The 22,556-nt window shown below is 59.8% G+C and carries 26 protein-coding genes; 6 read left to right on the forward strand and 20 right to left on the reverse strand.

The window, feature by feature from the left end; all coding sequences use genetic code 11:
* Nucleotides 1-207 precede the first annotated feature (207 nt).
* Nucleotides 208-381: a hypothetical protein gene (locus G8E10_RS18330; RefSeq protein WP_165906879.1), complete on the forward strand. Its 174-nt coding sequence runs from the start codon at nt 208-210 to the stop codon at nt 379-381.
* 66 nt (nt 382-447) lie between these two features.
* On the opposite strand, the gene G8E10_RS18335 is transcribed toward G8E10_RS18330, so the two are convergent.
* The 5 genes from G8E10_RS18335 to traC form a co-directional block, all read right to left on the reverse strand.
* On the reverse strand, nt 448-753 hold the full coding sequence (locus tag G8E10_RS18335; protein WP_245423331.1) for a WGR domain-containing protein: 306 nt from the start codon (nt 751-753) through the stop codon (nt 448-450).
* A 474-nt stretch (nt 754-1,227) separates the two neighbouring features.
* Nucleotides 1,228-1,731 (reverse strand): thermonuclease family protein, encoded by a 504-nt coding sequence (locus G8E10_RS18340; protein WP_343289823.1) that lies wholly within the window; start codon nt 1,729-1,731, stop codon nt 1,228-1,230.
* Nucleotides 1,732-1,744: 13 nt separating this feature from the next.
* Nucleotides 1,745-3,685 carry a Ti-type conjugative transfer system protein TraG gene (gene traG, locus G8E10_RS18345; protein ID WP_167130211.1) on the reverse strand — a complete coding sequence of 647 codons (1,941 nt, stop codon included), beginning with the start codon at nt 3,683-3,685 and terminating at the stop codon, nt 1,745-1,747.
* Complete coding sequence (traD, locus tag G8E10_RS18350) at nt 3,672-3,887, reverse strand: type IV conjugative transfer system coupling protein TraD (RefSeq protein ID WP_167130212.1); 216 nt, start codon at nt 3,885-3,887, stop codon at nt 3,672-3,674. The genes traG and traD overlap by 14 nt, the downstream gene beginning before the upstream one ends.
* 4 nt (nt 3,888-3,891) lie before the next feature.
* The gene (gene traC / locus G8E10_RS18355) at nt 3,892-4,200 is read right to left on the reverse strand and encodes a conjugal transfer protein TraC (RefSeq protein ID WP_110803011.1); all 309 of its coding nucleotides are present in this window, start codon (nt 4,198-4,200) and stop codon (nt 3,892-3,894) included.
* 252 nt (nt 4,201-4,452) lie between these two features.
* On the opposite strand from traC, the gene traA reads away from it, so the two are divergent.
* The 4 genes from traA to G8E10_RS18375 are packed head-to-tail and all read left to right on the forward strand — an operon-like array spanning nt 4,453 to nt 10,122.
* Nucleotides 4,453-7,776: a Ti-type conjugative transfer relaxase TraA gene (traA, locus tag G8E10_RS18360; RefSeq protein WP_167130213.1), complete on the forward strand. Its 3,324-nt coding sequence runs from the start codon at nt 4,453-4,455 to the stop codon at nt 7,774-7,776.
* The gene (traF, locus tag G8E10_RS18365) at nt 7,773-8,339 is read left to right on the forward strand and encodes a conjugative transfer signal peptidase TraF (RefSeq protein ID WP_167130214.1); all 567 of its coding nucleotides are present in this window, start codon (nt 7,773-7,775) and stop codon (nt 8,337-8,339) included. Before traA ends, traF begins: the two co-directional genes overlap by 4 nt.
* The gene (locus G8E10_RS18370; RefSeq protein WP_167130215.1) at nt 8,329-9,492 is read left to right on the forward strand and encodes a conjugal transfer protein TraB; all 1,164 of its coding nucleotides are present in this window, start codon (nt 8,329-8,331) and stop codon (nt 9,490-9,492) included. Before traF ends, G8E10_RS18370 begins: the two co-directional genes overlap by 11 nt.
* 15 nt (nt 9,493-9,507) lie before the next feature.
* Entirely contained in the window at nt 9,508-10,122 is a 615-nt protein-coding gene (locus tag G8E10_RS18375; protein WP_167130216.1) for a TraH family protein, read from the forward strand.
* Nucleotides 10,123-10,134: 12 nt separating this feature from the next.
* Here the strand turns inward: G8E10_RS18375 and G8E10_RS18380 are convergent, their stop codons facing one another.
* The 3 genes from G8E10_RS18380 to G8E10_RS18390 form a co-directional block, all read right to left on the reverse strand.
* The gene (locus tag G8E10_RS18380; protein ID WP_167130217.1) at nt 10,135-10,512 is read right to left on the reverse strand and encodes a DUF5615 family PIN-like protein; all 378 of its coding nucleotides are present in this window, start codon (nt 10,510-10,512) and stop codon (nt 10,135-10,137) included.
* Nucleotides 10,509-11,141, reverse strand: coding sequence for a DUF433 domain-containing protein (locus tag G8E10_RS18385; protein WP_110808296.1), 633 nt, complete (start codon nt 11,139-11,141; stop codon nt 10,509-10,511). The genes G8E10_RS18380 and G8E10_RS18385 overlap by 4 nt, the downstream gene beginning before the upstream one ends.
* 112 nt (nt 11,142-11,253) lie before the next feature.
* A complete protein-coding gene (locus G8E10_RS18390; protein WP_110731019.1) occupies nt 11,254-11,466 on the reverse strand; it encodes a helix-turn-helix domain-containing protein in 213 nt (70 codons plus the stop codon).
* A 202-nt stretch (nt 11,467-11,668) separates the two neighbouring features.
* On the opposite strand from G8E10_RS18390, the gene G8E10_RS18395 reads away from it, so the two are divergent.
* Entirely contained in the window at nt 11,669-11,998 is a 330-nt protein-coding gene (locus G8E10_RS18395) for a transcriptional repressor TraM (protein ID WP_167130218.1), read from the forward strand.
* Here the strand turns inward: G8E10_RS18395 and G8E10_RS18400 are convergent.
* From G8E10_RS18400 to trbB, 12 genes are all read right to left on the reverse strand, one after another.
* Complete coding sequence (locus G8E10_RS18400) at nt 11,990-12,694, reverse strand: autoinducer binding domain-containing protein (protein WP_165910822.1); 705 nt, start codon at nt 12,692-12,694, stop codon at nt 11,990-11,992. The two genes, G8E10_RS18395 and G8E10_RS18400, sit on opposite strands and share 9 nt — an antisense overlap.
* A 334-nt stretch (nt 12,695-13,028) precedes the next feature.
* Nucleotides 13,029-14,327, reverse strand: coding sequence for an IncP-type conjugal transfer protein TrbI (gene trbI / locus G8E10_RS18405; RefSeq protein WP_167130219.1), 1,299 nt, complete (start codon nt 14,325-14,327; stop codon nt 13,029-13,031).
* 9 nt (nt 14,328-14,336) lie between these two features.
* Complete coding sequence (gene trbH, locus G8E10_RS18410) at nt 14,337-14,774, reverse strand: conjugal transfer protein TrbH (protein ID WP_167130220.1); 438 nt, start codon at nt 14,772-14,774, stop codon at nt 14,337-14,339.
* A 3-nt stretch (nt 14,775-14,777) separates the two neighbouring features.
* Nucleotides 14,778-15,590 carry a P-type conjugative transfer protein TrbG gene (gene trbG / locus G8E10_RS18415; RefSeq protein ID WP_167130221.1) on the reverse strand — a complete coding sequence of 271 codons (813 nt, stop codon included), beginning with the start codon at nt 15,588-15,590 and terminating at the stop codon, nt 14,778-14,780.
* A 15-nt stretch (nt 15,591-15,605) separates the two neighbouring features.
* Entirely contained in the window at nt 15,606-16,268 is a 663-nt protein-coding gene (locus tag G8E10_RS18420) for a conjugal transfer protein TrbF (RefSeq protein ID WP_167130222.1), read from the reverse strand.
* A gap of 19 nt (nt 16,269-16,287) precedes the next feature.
* Nucleotides 16,288-17,469 (reverse strand): P-type conjugative transfer protein TrbL, encoded by a 1,182-nt coding sequence (gene trbL / locus G8E10_RS18425; RefSeq protein ID WP_167130223.1) that lies wholly within the window; start codon nt 17,467-17,469, stop codon nt 16,288-16,290.
* Nucleotides 17,463-17,666 carry an entry exclusion protein TrbK gene (trbK, locus tag G8E10_RS18430; protein WP_167130224.1) on the reverse strand — a complete coding sequence of 68 codons (204 nt, stop codon included), beginning with the start codon at nt 17,664-17,666 and terminating at the stop codon, nt 17,463-17,465. Before trbK ends, trbL begins: the two co-directional genes overlap by 7 nt.
* Nucleotides 17,663-18,466 (reverse strand): P-type conjugative transfer protein TrbJ, encoded by an 804-nt coding sequence (gene trbJ, locus G8E10_RS18435; protein ID WP_167130225.1) that lies wholly within the window; start codon nt 18,464-18,466, stop codon nt 17,663-17,665. The genes trbK and trbJ overlap by 4 nt, the downstream gene beginning before the upstream one ends.
* Nucleotides 18,438-20,894: a conjugal transfer protein TrbE gene (locus tag G8E10_RS18440; RefSeq protein ID WP_167130226.1), complete on the reverse strand. Its 2,457-nt coding sequence runs from the start codon at nt 20,892-20,894 to the stop codon at nt 18,438-18,440. Before G8E10_RS18440 ends, trbJ begins: the two co-directional genes overlap by 29 nt.
* A 10-nt stretch (nt 20,895-20,904) precedes the next feature.
* A complete protein-coding gene (locus tag G8E10_RS18445; RefSeq protein ID WP_165910823.1) occupies nt 20,905-21,204 on the reverse strand; it encodes a conjugal transfer protein TrbD in 300 nt (99 codons plus the stop codon).
* The gene (locus G8E10_RS18450) at nt 21,197-21,580 is read right to left on the reverse strand and encodes a TrbC/VirB2 family protein (protein ID WP_110803002.1); all 384 of its coding nucleotides are present in this window, start codon (nt 21,578-21,580) and stop codon (nt 21,197-21,199) included. Before G8E10_RS18450 ends, G8E10_RS18445 begins: the two co-directional genes overlap by 8 nt.
* Nucleotides 21,570-22,547, reverse strand: coding sequence for a P-type conjugative transfer ATPase TrbB (gene trbB / locus G8E10_RS18455; protein ID WP_167130227.1), 978 nt, complete (start codon nt 22,545-22,547; stop codon nt 21,570-21,572). The genes G8E10_RS18450 and trbB overlap by 11 nt, the downstream gene beginning before the upstream one ends.
* Nucleotides 22,548-22,556 lie beyond the last annotated feature (9 nt).

Genomic DNA, 22,556 nt, shown 5'->3' on the forward strand with positions numbered 1-22,556 from the left:
CCATCGACATCAGGGATATTGCAGTCCGGTCGTCGGGCAGCAACTCATCGCCATCAGAATTTTCCCCGCCCCTTCGCGTCTCCTCGCGCACCAAAACTCAGGTGTCTATAAGTCCTCCGCTTCGCTGCGGCCGTACCGATGCACCCCTCCTTGTCCCGGCCTGCGGTCAATCCCCGCGATGTCCGCAATCGACAAGGAGAAACCACCATGCAACGCCTCGCGCAATTTCTTGCAGCCACCGGACGCCAGCTTCGCACGCTCGGCAAGGTGATCTGTCACTTCTTCCGGAAGGGCAAATTCGGCCTGAAGCTCGCAGTCAAAATCCCGTTCTTCTTCGAGATCGAGGCTTCGTTCGAGACCGGCTGGAACCGGCGTGAGTGACGCGCCATCAGGAGAACCTTGTCGGCGCCTTTCTGTCTGAACCTAAGAGACCGAAAGCGATTGGGGTTAGCGTCGCAGATATCGGAGGGTTTGCGGTCGATAGCCGCGAGCGCGTTTTTGTTTCAAAAGTTCCAGAAACAGTCGAACCGCTTCCTCCTCCCGTTCGAACACATGCTGCTTCTCCTGGCCACGTTTTCCGATCCGTCCCCATCGCCGGGTCAGGCAGGCCTCGCCAAACATCGTCTGCTCAATCTCCATGGCATAATACCGCGCCATGTTCCTGGCGGGATCTGATCGTTCGACATAGAGCTGATACGGTTGGGAAATCATGCCGATATCATCGCCAAGCCAGTTCGACGCGTCCAACGACATATGTGAATCAAACAATCGCGACCGATTCATTTTCGTGAAGAACGATTTGGGCGAGGCACCAATGGCGCACGGCTCTAGTCGCGCTGCGACCGGAGCCCGCACGCGGTCTCCGCCCCGTAGGGTGACGATCCTCTCGCAAATAGTCGGCGCTCAACTTATCCGCTGAACCCCGCCGTTTCCTCCGAGAGGTCGTGCCTCCGGTCATCCCCAAGCAGAACGCTTATGTGGGCACATTAAGCGTTTTGCAGATTTTGAAGCTGCTAACCGCCACTTGATGACGACTTTGTCGAACCACGTGCCAGATGCTCAAACGCAAGCCGCGCCTCGTCAAAGTCATAAGCTTGGTCGATGGCCGGACGGGCCTTTTTCGCGGAATAGATACAACCGCGGTCGCCAGGATCGATGACGTCTGGCTCAAGCAATATCAGGACGGAGTTTAATTTCCGGAATGTCGCCTGGGTCAACGAATGCGTTCTAGTTGCACCATGGCCGCCGTCCCCCATCCCATCTGCGCGCGAGGTTCTCCTCCACAAGAAGGGCACCGATCGAACGACCATTCCTGGTGACAATTCTCAATTTTCGACCGTATCGGTCCTCATCTCTACCATCGGAGACAATCGAAAACTTTCCGCCGTTGAGAAGCGTAAGCAACCGACGCTTTGCCGCCTCCCCTTTTGCACGCTCAATCTCGCATCGAGGCGGGCTGAGCTCGGGCGCGTCAATATCGGCAATCCGGATCTTCTTGGCGTGGAACCAGAACGTATCGCCGTCGACAACGCAGTTCACCCGACGGCTCTTCCCGCAGAAGGAGAACTGTGCCGACAACCTGTCGAGCGGAAGCGGAGAAGCCGTCGCAGTCGAAGCGGGAATGCCTAGATCGACGCCCGACCTTGCAGATGCCGCCTCGACGACGATTGCGACCAACATCGCCACACCGATATTTTTCACGCCTTCCCGCCATCCGATCCTCTGTGTCACGTCATTCTCCACTTCATTTTGTTTTCGTTGGCGGCGTGGTCGCCCCGCGATGGAAGCGGTTCTGACCGACGCAGCTTTTCATGTCGTCACGGCGAAACCAGATAGCACGGCCGCATCTGAGCGGCGCGTTACCTGCGGTGAAGACGATCTGTTCGTCGGCGCGCATGCGAAGGACTTCATGCGGCTGGATCAGCGGCCGGCTCGCCAGCAGCTTTGAGCGCGTTCGGGAGGACCCCTTCAACTGGAAACTGCGGCTCACCTGGTCGATCTCGACCGTGGTCATGCCGCAGCGCCGGGAAATGTAATCGGCCGTCTCTGGATCATTGATCGCCGAAAAGCTGATCCAACTGACGCTTTCGAACCATTTGCTCGACGCATCGCGGCCGCCATAGGTTTCGCGCATCTGCCCGATCGACTGGAAGATCAGCGTCAGCGTGATACCGTATTTGCGACCGGCGTCCCGCGCGGTCTCGAGGATTCGCATGTAACCGAGCCGCGCGACCTCATCGAGCAGGAACAGCGCTCGCCCGTTCATGGCTCCATCCCGGTTGTAGATCGCGTTCAGAAATGAGCCGATGATGACGCGCGCCAACCCCGAATGGGTCTCCAGCGTCTTCAGGTCGATGTTGATGAACACATCGACCGTTCCGCTGGCGATATCTTCGGTCGAAAAACTCGATCCCGACACGAGTGCTGCGTAGTTTGGATAAGACAGCCAGTGCGTTTCCTTCACGGCGTTGGCATAGACGCCTGAGAAGGTTTCGGGCGTCATGTTGACGAAGGCCGCGACGTTTTCCTTCACGAAGTCCGACTTCGAATTGGCGTAGATCTTCTCCAGCCGCTCGCGCAATTTTGGCTCCGGCTCTGCAAGGTTTTGGCGGACCTGACGCAACGTCTGGTCTTCTTCTTCCGTATGTCCGGAAAGGCAGACATCGGCGATCATCGCGGTGAGCAACTGCAGGCCTGATGCCCGAAAGAAGTCGTCGCGCACGCCGGTTGCCCGGCCGCTGTCGCTCATGATCCAGGACGCGACAGCGGCGATATCTTCCTCCTTGGTGCCACCGTGCCGGCCGATCCAGTCAAGCACATTCAGCCCCGTTCCAGGAACTTTGGGATCGAGGATATGGACATCCCGTCCGGCCTTGCCGCGATGATCCGCGACCATCGGTGCGACCTCGTTCGACGGATCGAGGACGATGAGCGATCCTCCCCATTTGAGCGCGGTCGGGATCGTCACCGACGTCGTCTTGTAACCGCCGGACCCTGCAAAGATGATCCCGTGCGACGAGCCGAATGAACCATCGAAGCACAGCAGCGGCGACTTGCCGCCTGTTCCCCAAGTCTCGGGCCGATCAGCGCGAAACGACACGGCAGCCGTGCTGTCCCGATCGACACGGTAGCGCTCGCCGATGACGATACCGCCCGCGTTGGAAAACAGCTTTGCGGCATCGGTCAGTTTCATCCAGTCGGCCTCGCCGTGCATGGCGCGTTTGCCCCGAATACGCTTTGGCTCGGACCGTACAAAGGCGGCGTTGCCGATGGCACCGACACGCAACGCGAAGCAGCCAACGATCAGCGCGGCGGCCGCGCCGACCATCGCGGCGGGGTCGAGGTAGGTGATAACGGATTTGCCCGATGGCAGGTTTCCAGCGAAAGCCGCAAGGCGAGTTCCCTCACGCAGCGCGGCTATCAGCATCACCACGACACAGCCGGCCACGACGCCCCATCCGGCGAAACGGATGTTCATCGATCCGGCTGAGGCAAACAGAAACACCGCGCCAATGGCCGCAGCGGCGACGTACGGCGCTGCGATGCCGGCCCGCCCAAGGGTGAGCCTTGCTGCCTCCGTCTTGCCGAAGCCACCAAGCCAGGTCTCCATCCCGGTAAAGGTCAGGGTGATGACGAGCATCAACACGACCGGCATGATGACCAGTATGATCCTATTGCCCGTCATTGCCGAAGGCCTCCGCGCCGATCGACGTCAGACGTGCCCGCTCGTTGTCATTAGACTTGAGGCGGCGATCAAGGTCGATGAGCGCGCCCAGCAACAGCGCGCGCTTCTCGTAGCGAAGTCCAGCTTTGACGATCAGACCTCCGAGCGCGATCTTGTCGCGCGTGTCCTTCTTGCGTGCTTCCGATGTGACGTTCCGGCTCATGCGCTCAAGCCTCGTTACCGCTGCCCTGAGCCGCACCAGCCGAGACCGGTGCCGTTTCCGCAGCAGAGGTGGTGCTTGCGCCTCCCCTCTCCTTCCCGGTCGAACCACTCTTGTCAGGTCCTCCACCTCCCCGAAATCGTTTTGCTAACTCTTCGAACGCGGCCTGCAGTTCCGTTTCGTCGATTTCAAAATCCCCAAGACCTGCTTTGAGCGCGATGCGTCCGATCCGCTCAGCTTCCCGTGTTTCCGCATGCTTCAACTGATCCTGCAGCCTGGCGATTTCTTCGCGGATTTTCGAGGATGGTTTCTTCATTTCCGATCGTCTCCTTGCCGAGAAAGCGTGGCTTTCGAGGCAACAATCCCAGAGCGGAGTGCGGAAAGCACTACTGTGAATCCTACAATCGCCAAGGGCGATGCTTTGGTGAATGATCCCAGCCGTTCGCAAGGACGGCTTCCAAGGGCGCAATTATACGTCGCTGTCGCGACGCCCTGCTTTCAGTGCCCTGGCGGGGCCGACCTTGCGAACAAGCTGTTGATTTCGTTCGCACCTAGAAAGAATTCCGCCGTGGCCGTCCCACATTTCTCAGTTAGCATCGTCACCCGCGGCTCCGGCCGAAGCGCGGTGCTGTCGGCGGCCTACCGGCACTGCGCCAGGATGGAGTTCGAGCGGGAGGCGCGCTCGATCGACTACAGCCGGAAGCAGGGGCTCCTCCACGAGGAGTTCGTTATACCGGACGATGCGCCGGACTGGCTGCGCTCGATGATCGCTGACCGGTCCGTTGCCGGCGCGTCTGAGGCCTTCTGGAACAGGGTCGAGAATTTCGAGAAGCGCTCGGACGCGCAGCTCGCCAAGGACGTCACCATCGCCCTGCCGCTCGAACTCTCGGCCGCCCAGAACATCGCGCTGATGCGCGACTTTATCGCCGAGCACATAACGTCCAGGGGGATGGTTGCCGACTGGGTCTATCATGACGCGCCCGGCAATCCGCATGTCCATCTGATGACGACGCTGCGGCCGCTGACCAAGGACGGTTTCGGGGCCAAGAAGGTCGCCGTCCTCGGCCCCGACGGGAAGCCTCTGCGCAATGACACCGGGAAGATCGTCTATGAGCTCTGGGCAGGGAGTGCAGACGATTTCAACGCGCTCCGCGACGGCTGGTTTGCCGTTCAGAACAAGCATCTTGCTCTTGCCGGGCTCGACATCCGCATCGACGGGCGATCCTTTGAAAAGCAGGGTATCGAACTCACACCCACCATCCATGTCGGTGTCGGAGCAACGGCGATCGACCGCAAGACTGCTCAGGCTTCCGATTCGTCATCGATGCCGTCGTCAACGCTGGAGCGGATCGAACTGCAGGAAGAGCGGCGCTCGGAAAATGCGCGGCGGATCCAGCGCAAGCCGTCGATCGTGCTCGACCTCATCACGCGGGAGAAGAGCGTCTTCGACACAAGGGACGTTGCCAAGGTTCTGCATCGATATATCGACGATGCGGGCCTGTTCCAAAGCGTGATGGCCCGCATCATGCAGGACCCGGACGTCTTGCGGCTCGACAGGGAGCGGCTCGATTTCGCAACCGGCATGTGGGTGCCGGCGCGGTATACGACGCGCGACATGATCCGGCTCGAGGCCGAGATGGCGAACCGCGCGATCTGGCTCGACGCCAAGCCCTCGCACGGTGTTCGAGGCGCCGTGCTCGAGGCGACCTTCGCACGCCACGCCCGTCTGTCGGACGAGCAGAAGGTCGCGATCCGTCATGTCGCGGGAGATGCGAGGATCACTGCCGTGATCGGCCGCGCAGGTGCTGGCAAGACGACGATGATGAAGGCGGCGCGCGAAGCCTGGGAAGCAGCCGGCTACCGCGTCGTCGGCGGCGCTTTGGCGGGTAAAGCCGCCGAAGGTCTGGAGAAAGAGGCGGGCATTGCCTCGCGCACATTGTCCTCGTGGGAGCTCCGTTGGGAACAGGGCCGGAATCAGCTTGATGACAAGACGATCTTCGTGCTGGACGAGGCCGGCATGGTGTCGTCGAAGCAGATGGCGCTTCTCGTGGAGGCGGTGACGGTCAGCGGCGCCAAGCTCGTCCTGGTCGGCGATCCCGAACAGTTGCAGCCGATCGAGGCGGGTGCCGCCTTCCGCGCCATCGCCGATCGTATCGGCTATGCTGAGCTCGAAACCATCTACCGCCAGAACGCGCAGTGGATGCGCGATGCCTCTCTCGATCTCGCTCGTGGCAATATTGCCAAAGCGGTTGCCTCGTACACTGCCAATGACCGGATGATGGGGTCGACCCTGAAGGCCGAAGCCGTCGACCACCTCATCTCGGACTGGAACCGGGATCACGATCCGGCGAGGACGTCATTGATCCTGGCGCATCTTCGCCGCGACGTCCGGATGTTGAACACGCTCGCCCGTGCGAAACTTGTCGAGCGCGGGATCATCGAGGATGGTCACGCCTTCAGGACGGAAGACGGCCATCGTCATTTCGCTGCCGGTGACCAGATCGTCTTCCTCAAGAACGAGGGTTCGCTCGGGGTCAAGAACGGCATGCTGGCCAAGGTCGTCGAGGCAGTGCCTGGTCGCATTGTTGCCGAGATCGGCGATGGCGATCAGAGCCGTCAGATCACGGTCGAACAGCGGTTCTATAACAATGTCGATCACGGCTATGCCACCACCATCCACAAGAGTCAGGGTGCAACCGTCGACCGGGTCAAGGTGCTGGCTTCCCTGTCGCTCGATCGGCACCTGACCTATGTGGCGATGACCCGGCACCGCGAAGATCTCGCCGTCTATTACGGCGCCAGATCTTTCGCCAAGGCGGGTGGGCTGACCGCGCTTCTGTCGCGTAAGAATTCGAAGGAAACGACGCTCGACTACGAGAAGGGCGCCTTCTATCGCGCTGCCCTTCGGTTCGCCGACGTGCGGGGTCTCCACCTCGTCAATGTCGCCCGCACGATCGTTCGAGATCGTCTGGAGTGGACCATCCGGCAGAAGCAAAAGCTCGTCGATCTTGCAAGTCGTCTCACCGCGGTCGGCGCGAAGATCGGGTTCAAGCACACCACCAAACCCGCGACCCCCAACCCCATGATGGAGACGAAACCGATGGTATCGGGCATCACCACATTCCAGAAATCGCTGGAGCAGACCGTCGATGACCGGCTTGCCGCTGATCCCGGTTTGAAGAAGCAATGGCAGGACGTCACGACCCGGTTCCATCTCGTCTATGCAAATCCGGAGAGTGCCGTCAAGGCGATCAATGTCGAGGCCATGCTGAGAGACAAAAACGCTGCGACATCGACGCTGGCTAGGATTACCAGTCGACCGGAGAGCTTTGGTGCGCTGAAGGGTAAGACCGGTCTCCTCGCCGGGCGTGCGGAGAAGCAGGAGCGCGATACGGCGCTGGTCAACGCGCCAGCCCTTTCCCGAAACATCGAGCGTTACCTGCAAACACGGGCGGAAGCGGAACGCAAGCACGAGACCGAGGAACGCGCGGTCCGTCTCAAGGTGTCGGTCAACATTCCGGCACTCTCTGCATCCGCCAAACACACCCTCGAGCGGGTCCGGGATGCGATCGACCGCAACGACCTTCCCGCAGGTCTCGAATTTGCGCTCTCCGACAAAATGGTAAAGGCGGAATTGGAGGGCTTCGCCAAGGCCGTGAGCGACCGTTTTGGCGAACGTGCCTTCCTTGGTATTGCCGCCAGGGAGCCGACTGGAGAAGCGTTCACGTCGATCACACTGGGCATGTCGGCAAGCCAGACAGCGCAGGTACAATCGTCGTGGAAAGCGATGCGCACCATCCAGCTACTGGCGGCGCATGAGCGTGCGACGGAGAACATCAGCCAGGGGCAGGTCCTCCGCCAGAACCAGGTCAAAGGGCTGTCTCTGAAATGAGCGCCCTCGGTTGGAATCGAACGGGAAATCGATCCCACCGGCTAAAGGCGGCGGCCATTGTCGTGACTGCCGGCATCTGTGCGCTCTCGGCTTTTACATTGGGATGGATCGGCGGATTTCGCATCAATCTCACACCGAGCGAGCCGCTCGGTCTCTGGCATATCGTTCCGCTGGATCGGCCCGCCGTGGTCGGTGATGTCGTCTTCATCTGCCCACCGGTGACTGCGACAATGCGCGAGGCGCGCGAGCGTGGATATCTGCGACGCGGTCGTTGCCCGGCTGGCTATGCACCTCTCATCAAGACGATCGCCGGCGTCGCAGGACAGGACGTCGAGGTTGGTGCCGATGTCCGGATCGCGCGCCACGCCGTGCCACGGTCCAGCGTCTCGATGGTCGATGGCAAGGGTCGTCCCTTGGCGCGCTTCAACGGCGGCGTCATCCAGACTGGGCATGTCTTTGTCCATTCGACGTTCATCGGTTCGTTCGATTCTCGGTACTTCGGTCCGATCCCCACGTCCGGTATTCTCGGACAGGCCCAGGAGGTATGGACCTATGCGCCATGAACGCGCCCGGCCGGCGGTGCTTGTCGGCCTGTCCGTCGCAACCGGATGGATCGCATGGAGCGGTGTCGTTTTGCTTCTTCCGGTTTCGCTCCTGTTTCCGGTTTTGTGGTCGATGGCCACAAGCAGAAAGATCGCAGCACTGATTGCAGCCGGATACTTCCTTGCGGCATCGAGAGGCTTGCCGCAGGGCGTCGCCGCCTTCTATCAGTCCGATCTCTGGCCGGGTCTATTGCTCTGGCTTTGCGCATCGTTGAGCTTCGTTGTGGTGCATACTGTCCTGTGGACTGCCAATGCGCGGGCGCAGCCGTTCTGCTATTTCATTGCTTGCGTGCTTATGGCGGTTCCTCCGTTCGGGATTACCGGCTGGGCGCATCCGGTCACGGCTGCCGGAATTCTCTTCTCTGGATGGGGATGGTGGGGGATCGCGGTGATGACAGCCGGCCTGATCGGCCTCGTAACCCGAGTATGGCCAGCTGTCGCCATGGCGCTTGTGAGCGTCTGGCTTTGGTCCGCCGCGACCTGGACCGATCCAACTCTACTGGGCCGATGGCGCGGTGTCGATCTTCATCTGGGTTCATCGCTTGGGCGCGAAACCGGGCTTCAACGTCATCGAGACCTGATCCAGATCGTACGGGGCGCCGCTTCCGACGAAGCAACCTTCGTGGCCCTCCCAGAAAGTGCGCTGGGCGTTTGGACGCCGACGGTCAAGCGGCAGTGGGTTCAGGGTCTGAACGGCACACCGGCAACTGCAATCGTCGGGGCCACCGTGATCATCGAGGACGGTTACGACAACGTCCTGGTCGCGATCTCCGATTGGGGCGGCAAGGTCCTCTATCGGCAGCGCATGCCGGTGCCCGGATCCATGTGGCAGCCATGGCGGGCATGGCTCGGCCAGAGCGGTGGAGCTCGGGCCGACTTTTTTGCCAATCCCATCGTCGAACTGGGTGAAAGACGGGTTGCCCCACTGATCTGCTACGAGCAACTGATCGTCTGGCCGGTGCTGCAATCGATGCTGCACGACCCCGACATCATTCTGGCCGTGGGCAATGGCTGGTGGACGGCGGGTACATCCATCGTCGATATCCAGCGCGCGAGCTTCGCGGCTTGGGCACGCCTTTTTGCCAAACCCCTCGTCGTTTCCTTCAACACGTAGATTTCCGGAGCCTCTATGTTGGACGCTGCCCTGATCCAAGAATGCGCAGACCCCTCGTTAAAACCTGCGGTCGTGGAGCAGTTCATCGACGCGGCCGGCGCACCTGATCCGCTGACTGTTACCGTCAAATCCGGCAGTCGCGCGTTTCTGGTCCCTGTGCCGAAAACTGCGGACGAGGCGCTGGTTGTTATCCGCGAGAATGTCGGCCGGGCCGTGGTCCGGGTCGGCCTGACACAGTTTCCGGCAGGTGTCGGCGTCAATGATGCCTCCGAGCTAAAGGTCGATCTTGTCGATCCCTGCGAGAACCTCCGCATCGGGACCCGCATGTTTGCCAAGGTCCTCGGTCTTGTCGCCAAGTGGTACGGAAATCCCAAAAGTGATGAGGTCTTTCCGCAGATCTTCGAGGATGCCGTCTATGCCTGGAAAACCGGGGAGTTCGAGGGCGTTGCGGTGTTCCAAGCAGAAGACCCCGGTGGGGCGATCGCAAATCAAGTCGTGCCGTTTGAACACGATGCAATTAAGAAGGTGGACGCGGAGGCGCCATTGCAAGCGGATGCAGAACCCTCAAAGGATATAAGCTTGGAAGCCGCCGGAATGCGCATAGACCTCTCGAGGATTGGCGGAGAGTGAAGCGCCAAAGACTCATTCGCTGGGGAGAGAATAGCGGGTGAGGACAGCCTCGTTTCCATCGAGGCTGACTTCGATCACTTCATTGACGATTTCCCCGTGCTCAACCAGATCCTGCAATGTGAGGGCGAATAGCTGCCGTTGAAGTTCTGGAACAACCTGCGGCACGATGATGACAAGACCTACATGCAGGTGTTCCTTGGCGTAGAGCTTGCGGAAATCACGGGCATTGTTCGTGATGAACGTAAAGTCCTCCTCAACGATCCGAGGCATAAGATCCCAGTCCGCTTCTCCGCTCAATCCAAGCCAGTTGACATGGAAACAATCGTGGCCGTAATCGCCTGCCACCGCCACGAGCGACGTATGAAGGCAATCATCGATCAGAAATTTCACGAATTTGCGCCGGAGGGTTCGGTGGCTTTTACCTGACGAAGAGGCAAACGCGTCGTGGATTTAACCTTCAAACCCAACTCGGAAAGCTTGCGCGGCCGTCCTCGGGCTGGGTGCGCCGCAGCCCAGATTTCCGCAAGATCGATCATACGGGCCGTGAGCGAGGGATAACCTTCGACGATTTCCAGCGTGCTGGCGCCTTGGGCTTTCATGGCAGCGATCGTTCGAACGGGGACCCGCGTCTTGTTGAAGACAGGTTCACCACCCATCACGCCCTTGACACTCTGTATCATCTGCTCGGCTTCTCTGAGCGCTTCAGCGCGGGCCGCGAGTTGCTCTCTTGCCCGCGCAACGTCGATAATCAGAAAATCGTCCGCCCTGACAGTATCAGCCTCGGGATTCTGATCGATCGTATCGAACAGACGTTTGCGCCGCTCGGCAGAGAGAATTGATCCGACGCCATACCATAGCTTCAACTGTAGCAAATCCTGATCGTTAAGCGTTCGACCGTCACGGCCGACAGGAGGCGTGGCAATGATGCGTTTGTCGATGGCGTTGTGCACCGACTTGACCGCAACTTCGCTGACAGCTGCTGCTTCAGCCGGGGTGTACGCGCGCGCGGTACCAACCATAATTGTTCTCCTTGGAGAGAACATATAACCCACATCGTCCGTGCCGTAAAGTGTCTCGACGTCCGTCGGTGATAGAAGCCGTTTCTGAAACACAAAGACGAATGCTGCGGCGTCAGCTCGGTTTGGTCAGGAGCTCGGCCGGCTCAACACCGAGCGCACTGGAGATTTGCCCGAGCACGGTAACGGTGGCTGATTTATCGGCGCGTTCGATCGCCCCGATATGGCGAGCGCTTAGCCCTGCGAGGTCTGCCAATTCTTCCTGCGTCAGGTTCATCTCATGACGGATCCGGCGCAGATTGATCGCCATGGTCTCCTTGAGATCCATGACGTAGCGGAGCCAGAATCGGAACAATAGCTCTAGGAACGATCGTTCCGATTCGTTGCAGCACATGATATCAGCATACGCATGAAATCGTTTACGACGACGCGGATCCAAGGAAACGGTCGCGCGTCAACGAAGGTCGTGCAGTGACGGCGTAAATCATGTAAGGCGCCCACAGGCTGTGGGATGATGGCTAAGTGGAGGAATGACTTTGAGTGGCCCCTTCGATACCGACAAACAGAAGATCACACCCCAGTATCGTTCGATGCGGACGTCGGAACTGGAGCCGCTTGCAATCGCTGCGATTCAAGAGCATCGCCGCCTTCTTGCGGCAGACGAAGTCGTCTACGACGAGTGGACGCGCGCGAATGACGACCCTACAGTGCCCGCCTCCGTGCTGCAGTCTCTTCAAGACGAGTACCTCGCACGGCAGAAGACGTCAGAGGCGCAGCAGCAGGAACTCTCCGAGATCATTGACGCTCTCGGCTACGTTCCCGAGGTGCCGATCGGTGACGACGGCGCAGAGTCAGAGTAGCCCGCGCTCTTTCGCCATGAACACCAACTGGGGGATCGTTCTCGCATCAAACTTTTCGCGTGCTCTATCGAGATAATGCTGAACCGTCCTTGCGTTTATCCCGGTGAGAACGGCCGTCTCATGCGCGCCCTTTCCTTTCGTAGCCCACAATACGCAGAGCGTCTCGCGCGGCGACAGCATGCGCTTTGGCGAGATTGCCGTCGATGCCGCGATCATCTTTAGGCGATAGTGGACAGCCAAGACGACCTGAAGAGCAGTTTTGGAGTCGAGGGCGGGCGGCACATCCAACGTTCGCTCGGACGATGCAAAAGTCAGCATCATGGTGGAGCCGAAACTGCCTTCGACGGGAATGGTGACCCCGGAGCAAATGCCGTGTTCAACAGCCTCGTCGCGGAAGCGACGAAGATCCGAGGCGCCACGGGCCGGCCAGTTGTCTGCGGTCCAGGAGAAGATATCCCGTCTGCGCTTTGCTTCCGTCACTACAGGGTCGATGCGGGAATAATGGCTCGTGAGGTAAATGCCCTCCCAAGGCTCAGGGTAGCTGTTGAATGTCCGAATTTCCGGACCCTCCGTTTGAAGGTAAGCGAAACGATCATAACCGTAAGCCTGCGCAAAACTTTTGAGCGCAGCCTTGATCATGTCCTCGTCTTGGGCTGCTTCCAGCATGTCAATGAGTGAGCGAACGGTTCCGTCCAAGGACAGTTCTCCTATCTTTTGGCCCGGCTGTTCGGGAATGCCGGCAAGTCGACTTGCAATACCTTTGCGCCATGGCCTCATAGAAGCCAGCAGACGATTGGACATCGGATGACAACGCGACTCTTGCGGTTGTCTGTTCAGAAACGGCTGTCGCAGGTGTCTTCGCTGCGCAAGACCAGCCCGGAATCCTCAGAGTCAGCAATATCCTGGTCGAGGGAAGGTTCAAGTGTCCTCAATCTAAAATATCAGATTGCAGGAGAATGGCTTTCCAATGACGCTCTTAAACCGTGCCGTCTCGCCAAGAAAATGTCGGCAAAGGCCGTCTACACGGCAGTCAGTTTTCGCGATATGCCGATGGAAATACGATATCCTGATCGACGAGCACATTAAACGTGTATCCGGGCCGGATATTGATCGTCGGCTGGACATTCAGGTTTTTGGATATTGTCTGCTCGGCAACCCGACCGAAGCTTTCTGCAAAGTTCCGGCGTGCGGCATCCGATGCCGTATCCTGAGTTACGAGCGTCGAGCTTTCCGGCATCGACATGTCGATGCCCGTGCCAAAGAGCGCAACGAGTGCGGCTGAGCCGAACGTGCGCCAGAAATGCCGATCGACGTTGTCCCTGAGGCCGCCATAGCCTTCCGCGTCCGTGCCGGCCATGCCGCCGATCTGGAGCGTCGCACCGTTCGGAAAGATCAGGTCGGTCCAGACGACAAGAACACGCTCTTGGCCGAAGGCAACCTTGGAGTCATAGCGGCCGAACAGTTTTGCGCCTTGCGGGATCAGCAGACGATACCCCGTGGCGCTGTCATAGATATTATGACTGATCTGTGCGGTGATCCTGCCGGGCAGGTCGGAGTTCAGTCCAGTGATCAGTGTCGCCGGGATGACGGAGCCGCGTTTTAGTTCAAACGGTGATATTTGCGGCACCACCTTGTTGGGCAGGTATCCGAGATCCTTGATGTCCTGGTTAAAGAATTCTTCTTTGGTGGTCTGCCCGTTCTGATCGGCATTCTGACCCATGACACCGGATTTCAGGGCGGCAGCATACAGGTCAGAAGCGCTGTTCGCCGAATTGGTCGAGGGCTGGTGCCCGTTGTCCGTGTCTTCTTTTGCTTTCTCGAGATCGGACACATCGACTTTCAGCGGAGAGTCCAGTGCCGTTGCGCGCGCCTGCAGCCGCGCCATCCTCTGGCGCTGCGCTTCCCGGATCGACTGCTCGTCCTGCTCCCGCTTTAGCCGTGCCTTCCAGTCTTCTTCGGACTCGAGGCTCTTCCGACGGTCGTTTCTGATCTCCGGTTGCCGCTCTACGACCGGGTCGCTAATTCGCTCCTTTTCGACAACGACAGGCGTGGGCTGAAAGATCTCTTGGTGTTCAGGTTCCCCAATGATCCCATCCGAAATACCCCGCTTTAACTGGTCCCCGAATGTGGTCGCCGGCGAATTCGATGCGCTCTCCAACGCACCGCTCCGATGGAAGGATAGGCCGCGCCACGAGAGACCGACGACCACGACGCCCAGGAAAAGTAGGGTCATGCCGATCGTGACGATGATTGGGAGCCGGTTGAGCCGGCGCATACCCTGCTGATCGTCGGAATTGCCGGCGCTACCCAGCTGTAAAGATTGAACCACGATCGCCTCTCAGTCTCTGTGAATGATCGACAACGGACTTGCGGGTGTGGCACCAGCGGCGGACGGCGCATAAGCGCGGGCAAGCGCGATCGATGGCGTTGTCAGACGCGCCAGAACCTGGCCGTCGAAGCTGTCGACCGACCAGGCGAGCTCCACCGGCTTCTGATTCTCGGCGGTCTTTCCGTCGACGATCACGGTGTAGCCCCACCCTTTTAACGCCCCCTCGAGCGCTGCGGCGTATTCTGAGGTGTCTTTGTCCATCTTGATGACCGTTGAGCCGGCTAGACCAATCTGCTCGGCGAGCCTGCTTGCCATATCACCAGCGATCGCGCCGGCCGTTGCTCCGGTGATAGTGATAGGATCTGAGTTTGTGGTGAGCGTCTCGTCGGCAGTTTGGCAGCCGGCGAGAGACAGTGCCGTGAAAAGGGCAATGAGGAGCCTGTGCATGGCTTACCCTCCCCGCCGAATGGTAATTTTCTGTTGCCGCCATCCGACGCCCGAAACAACGATCGCCTTATCGACCGCATAGTCGACGATCATCATGTCGTTCTTCATGCGATAGTTGACGATTCGGTTCTGGCCGCCGCTGACCACAAAGAGGACGGGCGCGTCCTGCCCCGAGATCGATTTCGGAAACTGGATGTATGTCTTGTCTCCGTCCGAGTAGATGCGCTTCGGTTTCCAGGCAGCGCTTCCGGTGACCGAGTAGGAAAAGTTGAGTTTGTCAGGAGCAGCACCAGGGATGCCAACCGCCTCGATTCGGGCGTTGATGTCCGCGAGCTTGGTGGAGACATCTTCAACATATTCGAAGCCGACACGGGCCATGTACTGGCTTGGATGGGACTTGAGCTGGATGTGGTAGGTCCGCCGAGACGTCGTTACGACCATCGAGGTAACAAGCCCGGCCTCGGATGGTTTGACGATCAGATGGATCGCTTGGCCTCCGGTCGCGCCAGAGGTCGCAGGCTCCACCTTCCAACGCACGGTGTCGCCGACCAGAACGTCGCGGACGATCTCTCCACCCTGCAATTCGATGTCACACACCTGGAGCGGCGAGCACACGACGGATGGCTGGGTTTCTCCGAACAGGAAGATGACCTTGCCATCGGGACCGGTTGTGACCAGGCCGGGTGTTCCCCGCCACTTGCTGGAGATCTTGGTTCCCTTGACCTCGTTCGATGTCAAGGATTGCGCAGAGGCGCCGCCCGTAGCTAAAAGTCCGGCCATGCAGCCGACGGCCGCGATCATTCCTGTTCGTTGCATGAAACTCCCCTGCGCTTAAAGCTGTGCGGTCCAATCGAAATCCTGGACGTAGAGACCGATCGGATTGAGCCGGATGATGGCCTCGTCCTGTGGTGCGGTCAGTGTCACCGTCGCGATCCCGCGGAACCGGCGCGTGCCGGTCTCCTTCCCCTTCCGGTCGCGCTCATACTCGGTCCAGTCGATCTGGTAGGTCTGGTTGGAAAGCGCCACAATGTTGTTGACCTCGATAGAAACCGTCGATGTCTTCGCCTTTTCGAACGGTGAATTTCCTCGAAACCAGGCGTTGACCTTCTGGGTTGACGGATCAGAGGTTCGCAGCAGCGCGTAGGTCCGATCTATATACTGTTTTTGCACCACGGCATCCGGCGTAATCGAGCGGAAACTCGTGACAAAATTGCCGAGCGTCGCGCGCACGACGCGGGGATCGGCATAATCGATCTGCTGTGGGAAGCCGACCGTGACGGAATTGCCGAGTTTATCAACTTCGACGATGTAGGGCACCAGCCTGACCTGAGTGCTGAGATACATTGCATAGCTGAAGCCGATTACGGCCATCGAGAGCCCGAGAATCCCGACGATCCGCCACACGCGCGCCGCCTGGATGTAGGAGCCGTACCGCTCCGTCCATTCCTGTCGGGCGGCGAGGTAAAGACTTTCCGTGCTGTGATGTGATGTCATCACTTGGCTCCCTCTCTGCTTAGGATCTGTCAGTTCGTTCGGGAGACGGTTTTGGCCCAATGTAACCGCCACGGCTCTCGTCCAGTTTTGTGTTCGCCAGTCCCAGAATGGAGCCGGCATAGGCGCCAGGAGATCCGATCGCCTTTTCCTTAACGGCGACCCCGGCAGCTTTGCCGGCTGAGCCAATTCCAGCCCCGATGCCGCGCAAAGCTGCTCCAGCGACGGATGAGCCACCGTTACGCGCGGCCTGAGCTGCGGCTAGGCCGGCGCCAGCCGCACCTGCGGCAAGAAATGCTCCACCTGCAGCAAACGAAGCAGCTTGCCCGCCATGGCGGATGGCCTCCATGCCGCCAGACACGGAAGCTCCCTGCACGACGCCCTGTATGATGTTCGGCACGTACATAGCGATGATGAAGACGACGACGGAGACGCCGGCGATGGCGAGCGTCGTGATGAACTGGTCGGATTCGGCCGTCGGGGCCTGTGCGAGCCCGAGCAGGACTTCCGACCCGATCTTTGCGATCATCACCAGCGCCATCAGCTTCATGCCGACACCAAAGGCGTAGACCAGGTAGCGGATGGCAAAGTCCTTGGTGGACGACGAGCCGCCGAGACCAAGCATGATCATGCCGGCCAGCAGACCGACATACATCTCGACCATGACAGCCACGAACATTGCCGCGACGAGCGAGAAGCAGATCACCACCACGCCCATCGCCAGAACCGCCGCGATCGCGAGAGCGTTGTCCTCGAACACGCCGAACTTGGCTTGCTGGGACATTTGCGAGGCAACGCGGATGCCGGCGTCGAAGACCTCGGCCGGGGAGGCCGATCCACCGTTGGCGCCAATCTGATACAAGCTATCGACGACCGTCCGTGCGAACGTCGGCCCCTGATTCAAGACGAAAGCGAAAAAGCCGATGAACATGACGCGGCGAACGAGTTCGGCAAACCAGCTGTCGAGCGAGGCCGCCTGAAGCGCCAGCCATACGGCGGCAATGCCAATTTCGATCCCGGCGAGGATCCAGAACAGAGACCGGGCCGCATCCGTGATGGTAGCTTCCCAGCCTTTCGCGGCTGTGGAAACCTGGTTTTCCAGCTCGGTCAGAACCTGTCCCTGCTGGGCGAAGGCCGGGGTTGCAATCAGGAGGCACAAAAGTCCCGTAAGCAATAGCATCCGATCGAGATCGCTTCTTACCATCGTGGTCGCATCTCCTGCCCCTTTTCGATCGGCGGAAGCTCATTGCTGAAGCCAAAGACTTTTTGGCGCGTGAGCTGCTGCTCGTCGCTCAGTTGAGCGTGTTCGGGCTGTGTTGACCTGACGACCAACAGTGTCGCAACAGACGCACCCACAGCCATCACGAGCAGCGCAATGATCAGGATGGCGGGACGGCTCACCAGCGGGGTTCCATCTTCTGGCCGCTTGGGATCGTCGTCACGTCGGCATTGAAGAACTTCTCCCGTCGCGTCTGCGCCAGATCCTTGTCGGTCTGTTCGCTCTGAAGCCAGGTTCCCATCATCGTCATCTGCTGCGAGACAAGGCCTCGCAACTTCTGCATCTGTGTGACTTGCTGGGCGGCAATCTCGTGACCGACCTGGAGCGCCTTGACCTGGCCATTGGCCGAGTCCGACATGCTTCGAAGGGCGCTCATGGTGCTCTCTTCGCTGTCGAACTGATCGGCAGTCAGGCTTGCCGCTTTCAGCGTGCTGCCGATCGTGTCGCGATTGGTGTCCGACCAACTCTGGTAGGTGGTGGAAAAGCTCTCCGCATTCGGCAGGCTGGTCTTCAGGTCCGCGTAGCTTTTGAAGCGCTGCTTCAGGACATCGTCGGCATTGCCCATGGAGAACGCAAGGCTCTGACCCTGATCGACAATGCTGCGAAGCTGGTTGAGATCCGCCTCGACCTCTCCCCAGATGTGGTTCGGCAGCTGTGCGGTGTTCTGCAGCATGTTCTGGTAGATTCTGAGCTGGTTCTGGATCTGCTCCGCCAGTTGACCGATCTGCGTGAGCTGATTGTCCACCTGCAGGCCTGAACTCTTCATCAGGTCGATCAGTTGCGCATTGTTGGCGAGCTGCGTCCACTCGGTCGCAGCGCCGGTCGCAGTTCCCGCCCGTGCAAGGTTGGATGAGCTCACTATTGTGGCTGCGATGGTCAGGACGGCAAACCACTTATGTGTCGTTGAGGTGCGGTCGAGCATCGTGGACTCCTCTCGATTCAAGCCAGTGGATCGGCCAGTCATGGCCATGTTCTTGCTTCAGAGCGCGGATGCGTTTGAGATCGTCCGTTCCGGAGGCGCCGACGAAACTGAGCGCGACAGGTCCAATCGACATGTCGAACAGCCTTCTGCCCTCCGGGGTCGCGACATAATATTCGCGCTTCGGGATGGCGTTTGAGACGATCTCGATTTGGCGTTCGTTGAAGCCGATCCGCTCGTAGAATTCGCGGGTTCCCGCCTCGCGGGCGGCACCATTCGGAAGGCAGATTTTTGTCGGGCAGGATTCCTTCAGAACGTCGATGATGCCCGAGCGTTCGGCATCGGAAATTGACTGCGTTGCGAGAACGACGGCGCAATTTGCCTTGCGCAGCACCTTCAGCCATTCTCGGATCTTGGCGCGGAAGACAGAATGGCCGAGCATGAGCCAGGCCTCGTCGAGTATGATCAGGCTTGGCGATCCGTCGAGGCGCTTCTCGATCCGGCGAAACAGATAGGTGAGGACGGGCACCAGGCTGCGTTCGCCGAGGTTCATCAGTTCTTCGATCTCGAAGCACTGAAAGGCGCGCAGCGTCAGTCCATCCTCCTCCGCATCGAGGAGTTGTCCCATCGGTCCATCGACGGTGTAGTGATGCAGGGCGTCCTTGATCTCGCGCATCTGAACGCCGCTGACGAAATCCGACAGCGATCGCCCTTGCGCAGCGGCCATGAGCGCCACCTGGCGCGATATGGCGTTGCGATGATCGGGCGTGATGGTGACGCCCTGCACCGCGACCAGCGTCTCGATCCATTCGGTCGCCCAAGCCCGATCGCCGTCCGTAGAAAGGTCCCAGAGCGGGCAGAACGACAATCGTCTCTCTCCCGTTTCCTGATCGCCGCCGATGTCATAGTGATTTCCACCGGCAGCTAGGGTCAGCGGCAGCAGGGAATTTCCTTTGTCGAAGGCGAAGATCTGCGCATGCTCGTATCGGCGAAACTGAGCGGCAATCAGCGCCAGAAGTGTGGACTTGCCCGAGCCGGTCGGGCCAAAAATCAGCGTGTGTCCAACGTCATCGACATGGAGATTGAGCCGGAAGGGCGTCGAGCCGCTCGCGACCTGCATCAATGGCGGCGAGTTCCGAGGATAGAATGGGCAAGGTGCTACGGGCGAACCCGACCACACGGAATTCAGGGGCACGAGATCGGCGAGATTGCTGGTGTTGATCAGCGGCTCGCGAATATTGCAGTACCAGTTCCCCGGTAGGCTTCCGAGATAGGCATCGGTCGCATTCAAGGTCTCGATTCTCGCGCCAAAACCTTCGGCTTGGAGCAAACGGCGGATGGCCTCCGCCTTCTCCTGCAGCACTTCGCGGTCCTCATCGAAGAGAATGACAACCGGCGTATAATAGCCATAGGCGACAAGCTGCGACGACGCCTGCGCGATCGCATCCTCGGTCTCGGCCACCATGGTCATGGCGTCCTGGTCAACGGATCGGCTCTGCGTTTGGAAAAGCTGATCGAGGAACGGCCGCACCTTCTGCTGCCATTTCTTGCGCGTGCGCTCGAGCTTTTGCCGCGCCTCTTCCGCGTCAAGGAAAACGAAACGCGACGACCAGCGATAGGCCAGGGGCATAAGATCGAGGCTGCCGAGGATCCCCGGCCAGCTTTCCGCCGGCAGCCCATCGATCGCGACCACGCCGAGAAAGCGGTTCTCAATTTTCGGCGTCAGACCGTGCTGAAGCTCGGCGGTCGCCAGCCAGTCGAGATACATCGGCAGATTGGGCAGACGGACCGGATGGTTTTCGCCCGTGATGCAAAACCGGATGAACTGGAGAAGCTCGTCGTACCGAACAACGCGTTCCCCTCCCCGCTCGGTTGTCTCCCGAGTTTCCATGCGCCGGATCGACAGGGTGCTGGCCAGATACTGTTCGATCTCGCGGACGGCATTCTTGAAGATGACGAGCACGGTGTCCGCGTAGGTCTTCTTGCGGCTCTCCTTGTCGGAATAGATGTATTTGCTGAGGCGGCTCTTCTTCGGCTCGAGGGGCCGGTGCGTCAGGATGATGGTATGCCGGCTTTCGAAATGCGCCTGTTCGCGCCGAAACTGCGCCCGGCGCTCGGCATCGATCGCGCGCGTGACAGAATCCGGAAAATGGCAGCGGTCCTCGGAGGGATAGTCGACCGTCGGAACCCGAATTGCTTCGACCTGAATCATCCATCCGCTGCCAAGCCGCGACAGAATGGCGTTGATCTGTCGCGACAACTCGTTGCGTTCTAGATCAGTGGCGCTTTCGGCATCAGGCCCTGCGAAGTACCAGCCGGCCATCAAGCTGCCGTCCTTCAGCAGGAGAATGCCATTGTCCACCAAGCCGGCATAAGGGACGAGATCAGCGAAGGACGGACCAGTGGTCCTGAACTGTTTGAGAGCGGCCATCCTTGCCTCCTCAGAATTTGCGCCACGGCGAGGTCGTCGGCCTGTAGGTGGGCTTGTAGGAAATATGGCGGAGGTAGACCTGCCGCATCATCGGGTCGGATTTCGCCATCATGCGCAGCGCCCCGACGATGACGATCCAGACCGCAACCCCAAAAATGGCCGAGTAGACGGTCAACACAACGAAGATCAGGATCACGGACGCAAGCCCGGTGATCAGCACAAGCTCCCGGTCAGCGCCCATCAGCAGGTTCGGACGGGAGAGCGCGCGGTGGACGCGGTGACGACGGAGGCCAGACATGGGCTCAGCCATGAGCCCCCTCCCCTTCTCTCACCGATCCCGAGGTCGTGGCCGAAGTGTCGGTCACGCCGATGGAGGCACCGGTCGCACCGAACAGGCCGACGATCGTCGTGGCGCCCAAAAGGATGCCGGCAACCAGCATCACGTAGACCAGGCGTCGCGCGAAGTCGTTGAGTTCCCCGCCGAAGATCAGCATGCCGCCGGCGATCGCCACCGCGGCAAGCGCAATGTATCCGGCGACCGGACCGGTGATCGATTCCTGGATCTGTTCGAGCGGACCCTCCCATGGAAGGCTGCCACCCGAGCTGGCGAGAGCCGGTATCACCGATAGGAAAAGGATGGGGACTGCACAACGTGCAATCGCGATCGCGGTGCCTCTAAGCGACATGGCGTGCCTCCTGTTCTTCGGTAGGCTGGTCGGACTGGATCTCGTATTGGCCGTCGACGAAGCGCTCGACATGGATGACATCACGCACCCGCCGTCCCCGAGGCGTTCTTTCGATGGAAATGATCAGATCGACGGCCTCGCCGATGACCTCATGCATTGGCTGGTGGCTGGCTTCGGCAGTCAACTGTTCCAATCGGCGAAGCGCCGACATGGCGGTGTTGGAATGAATGGTCGCCACGCCGCCGGGATGACCGGTGTTCCAGGCCTTCAAAAGTGTGAGGGCGGCCCCATCACGGACCTCGCCGACAATAATGCGGTCAGGCCGCAGGCGCAGGGTGCTTTTAAGCAGACGGGGCATATCCGCCATGTCGCTGGTGTGCAGAAGGACGGCATTCTCGGCGGTGCATTGGATCTCGGCGGTATCCTCCAGGATGACGATCCGGTCGGCGGGCGCGGACGTCACGATTTCGGCGATGACGGCGTTTGCGAGTGTGGTCTTGCCTGAACCTGTACCGCCGGAAATGATGATGTTCAGACGCGACGCGATCGCGCTCCGGATCGTTGTGGCTTGGCAGTTCGTCATGACGCCGATGCGGACGTAGTCGTCGAGCGGTATCAGCCGCGATGCTCGGCGCCGGATCGTGAAGGCTGGCTTGGCGACGATCGGAGGTAGCAACCCCTCAAATCGATGCCCACCGATCGGCAATTCACCAGAAATGATGGGCTGATCCGCATCGACCTCAGTCTGAAGAGCATGGGCGACCGTACCGATCACCATTTCAGCGGCGGCGGACGACATGGCACCGGCGGGGGCAACACCGTGGCCGAGCCGTTCGATGAAAAGCTTTCCATCTGGGTTCAACATGATCTCTAAGACGCTCACATCGTCCAGTGCGGCACAGAGCTGATCGCCGAGTGCCTCCTGGAGTTTGCGGACGAGTCGAGGATGGGAAAGGAGCTGTGTCACGGGTTCTCC

Origin of the sequence: Ferranicluibacter rubi (assembly GCF_011603255.1) — a bacterium.
Lineage (GTDB): Bacteria > Pseudomonadota > Alphaproteobacteria > Rhizobiales > Rhizobiaceae > Ferranicluibacter > Ferranicluibacter rubi.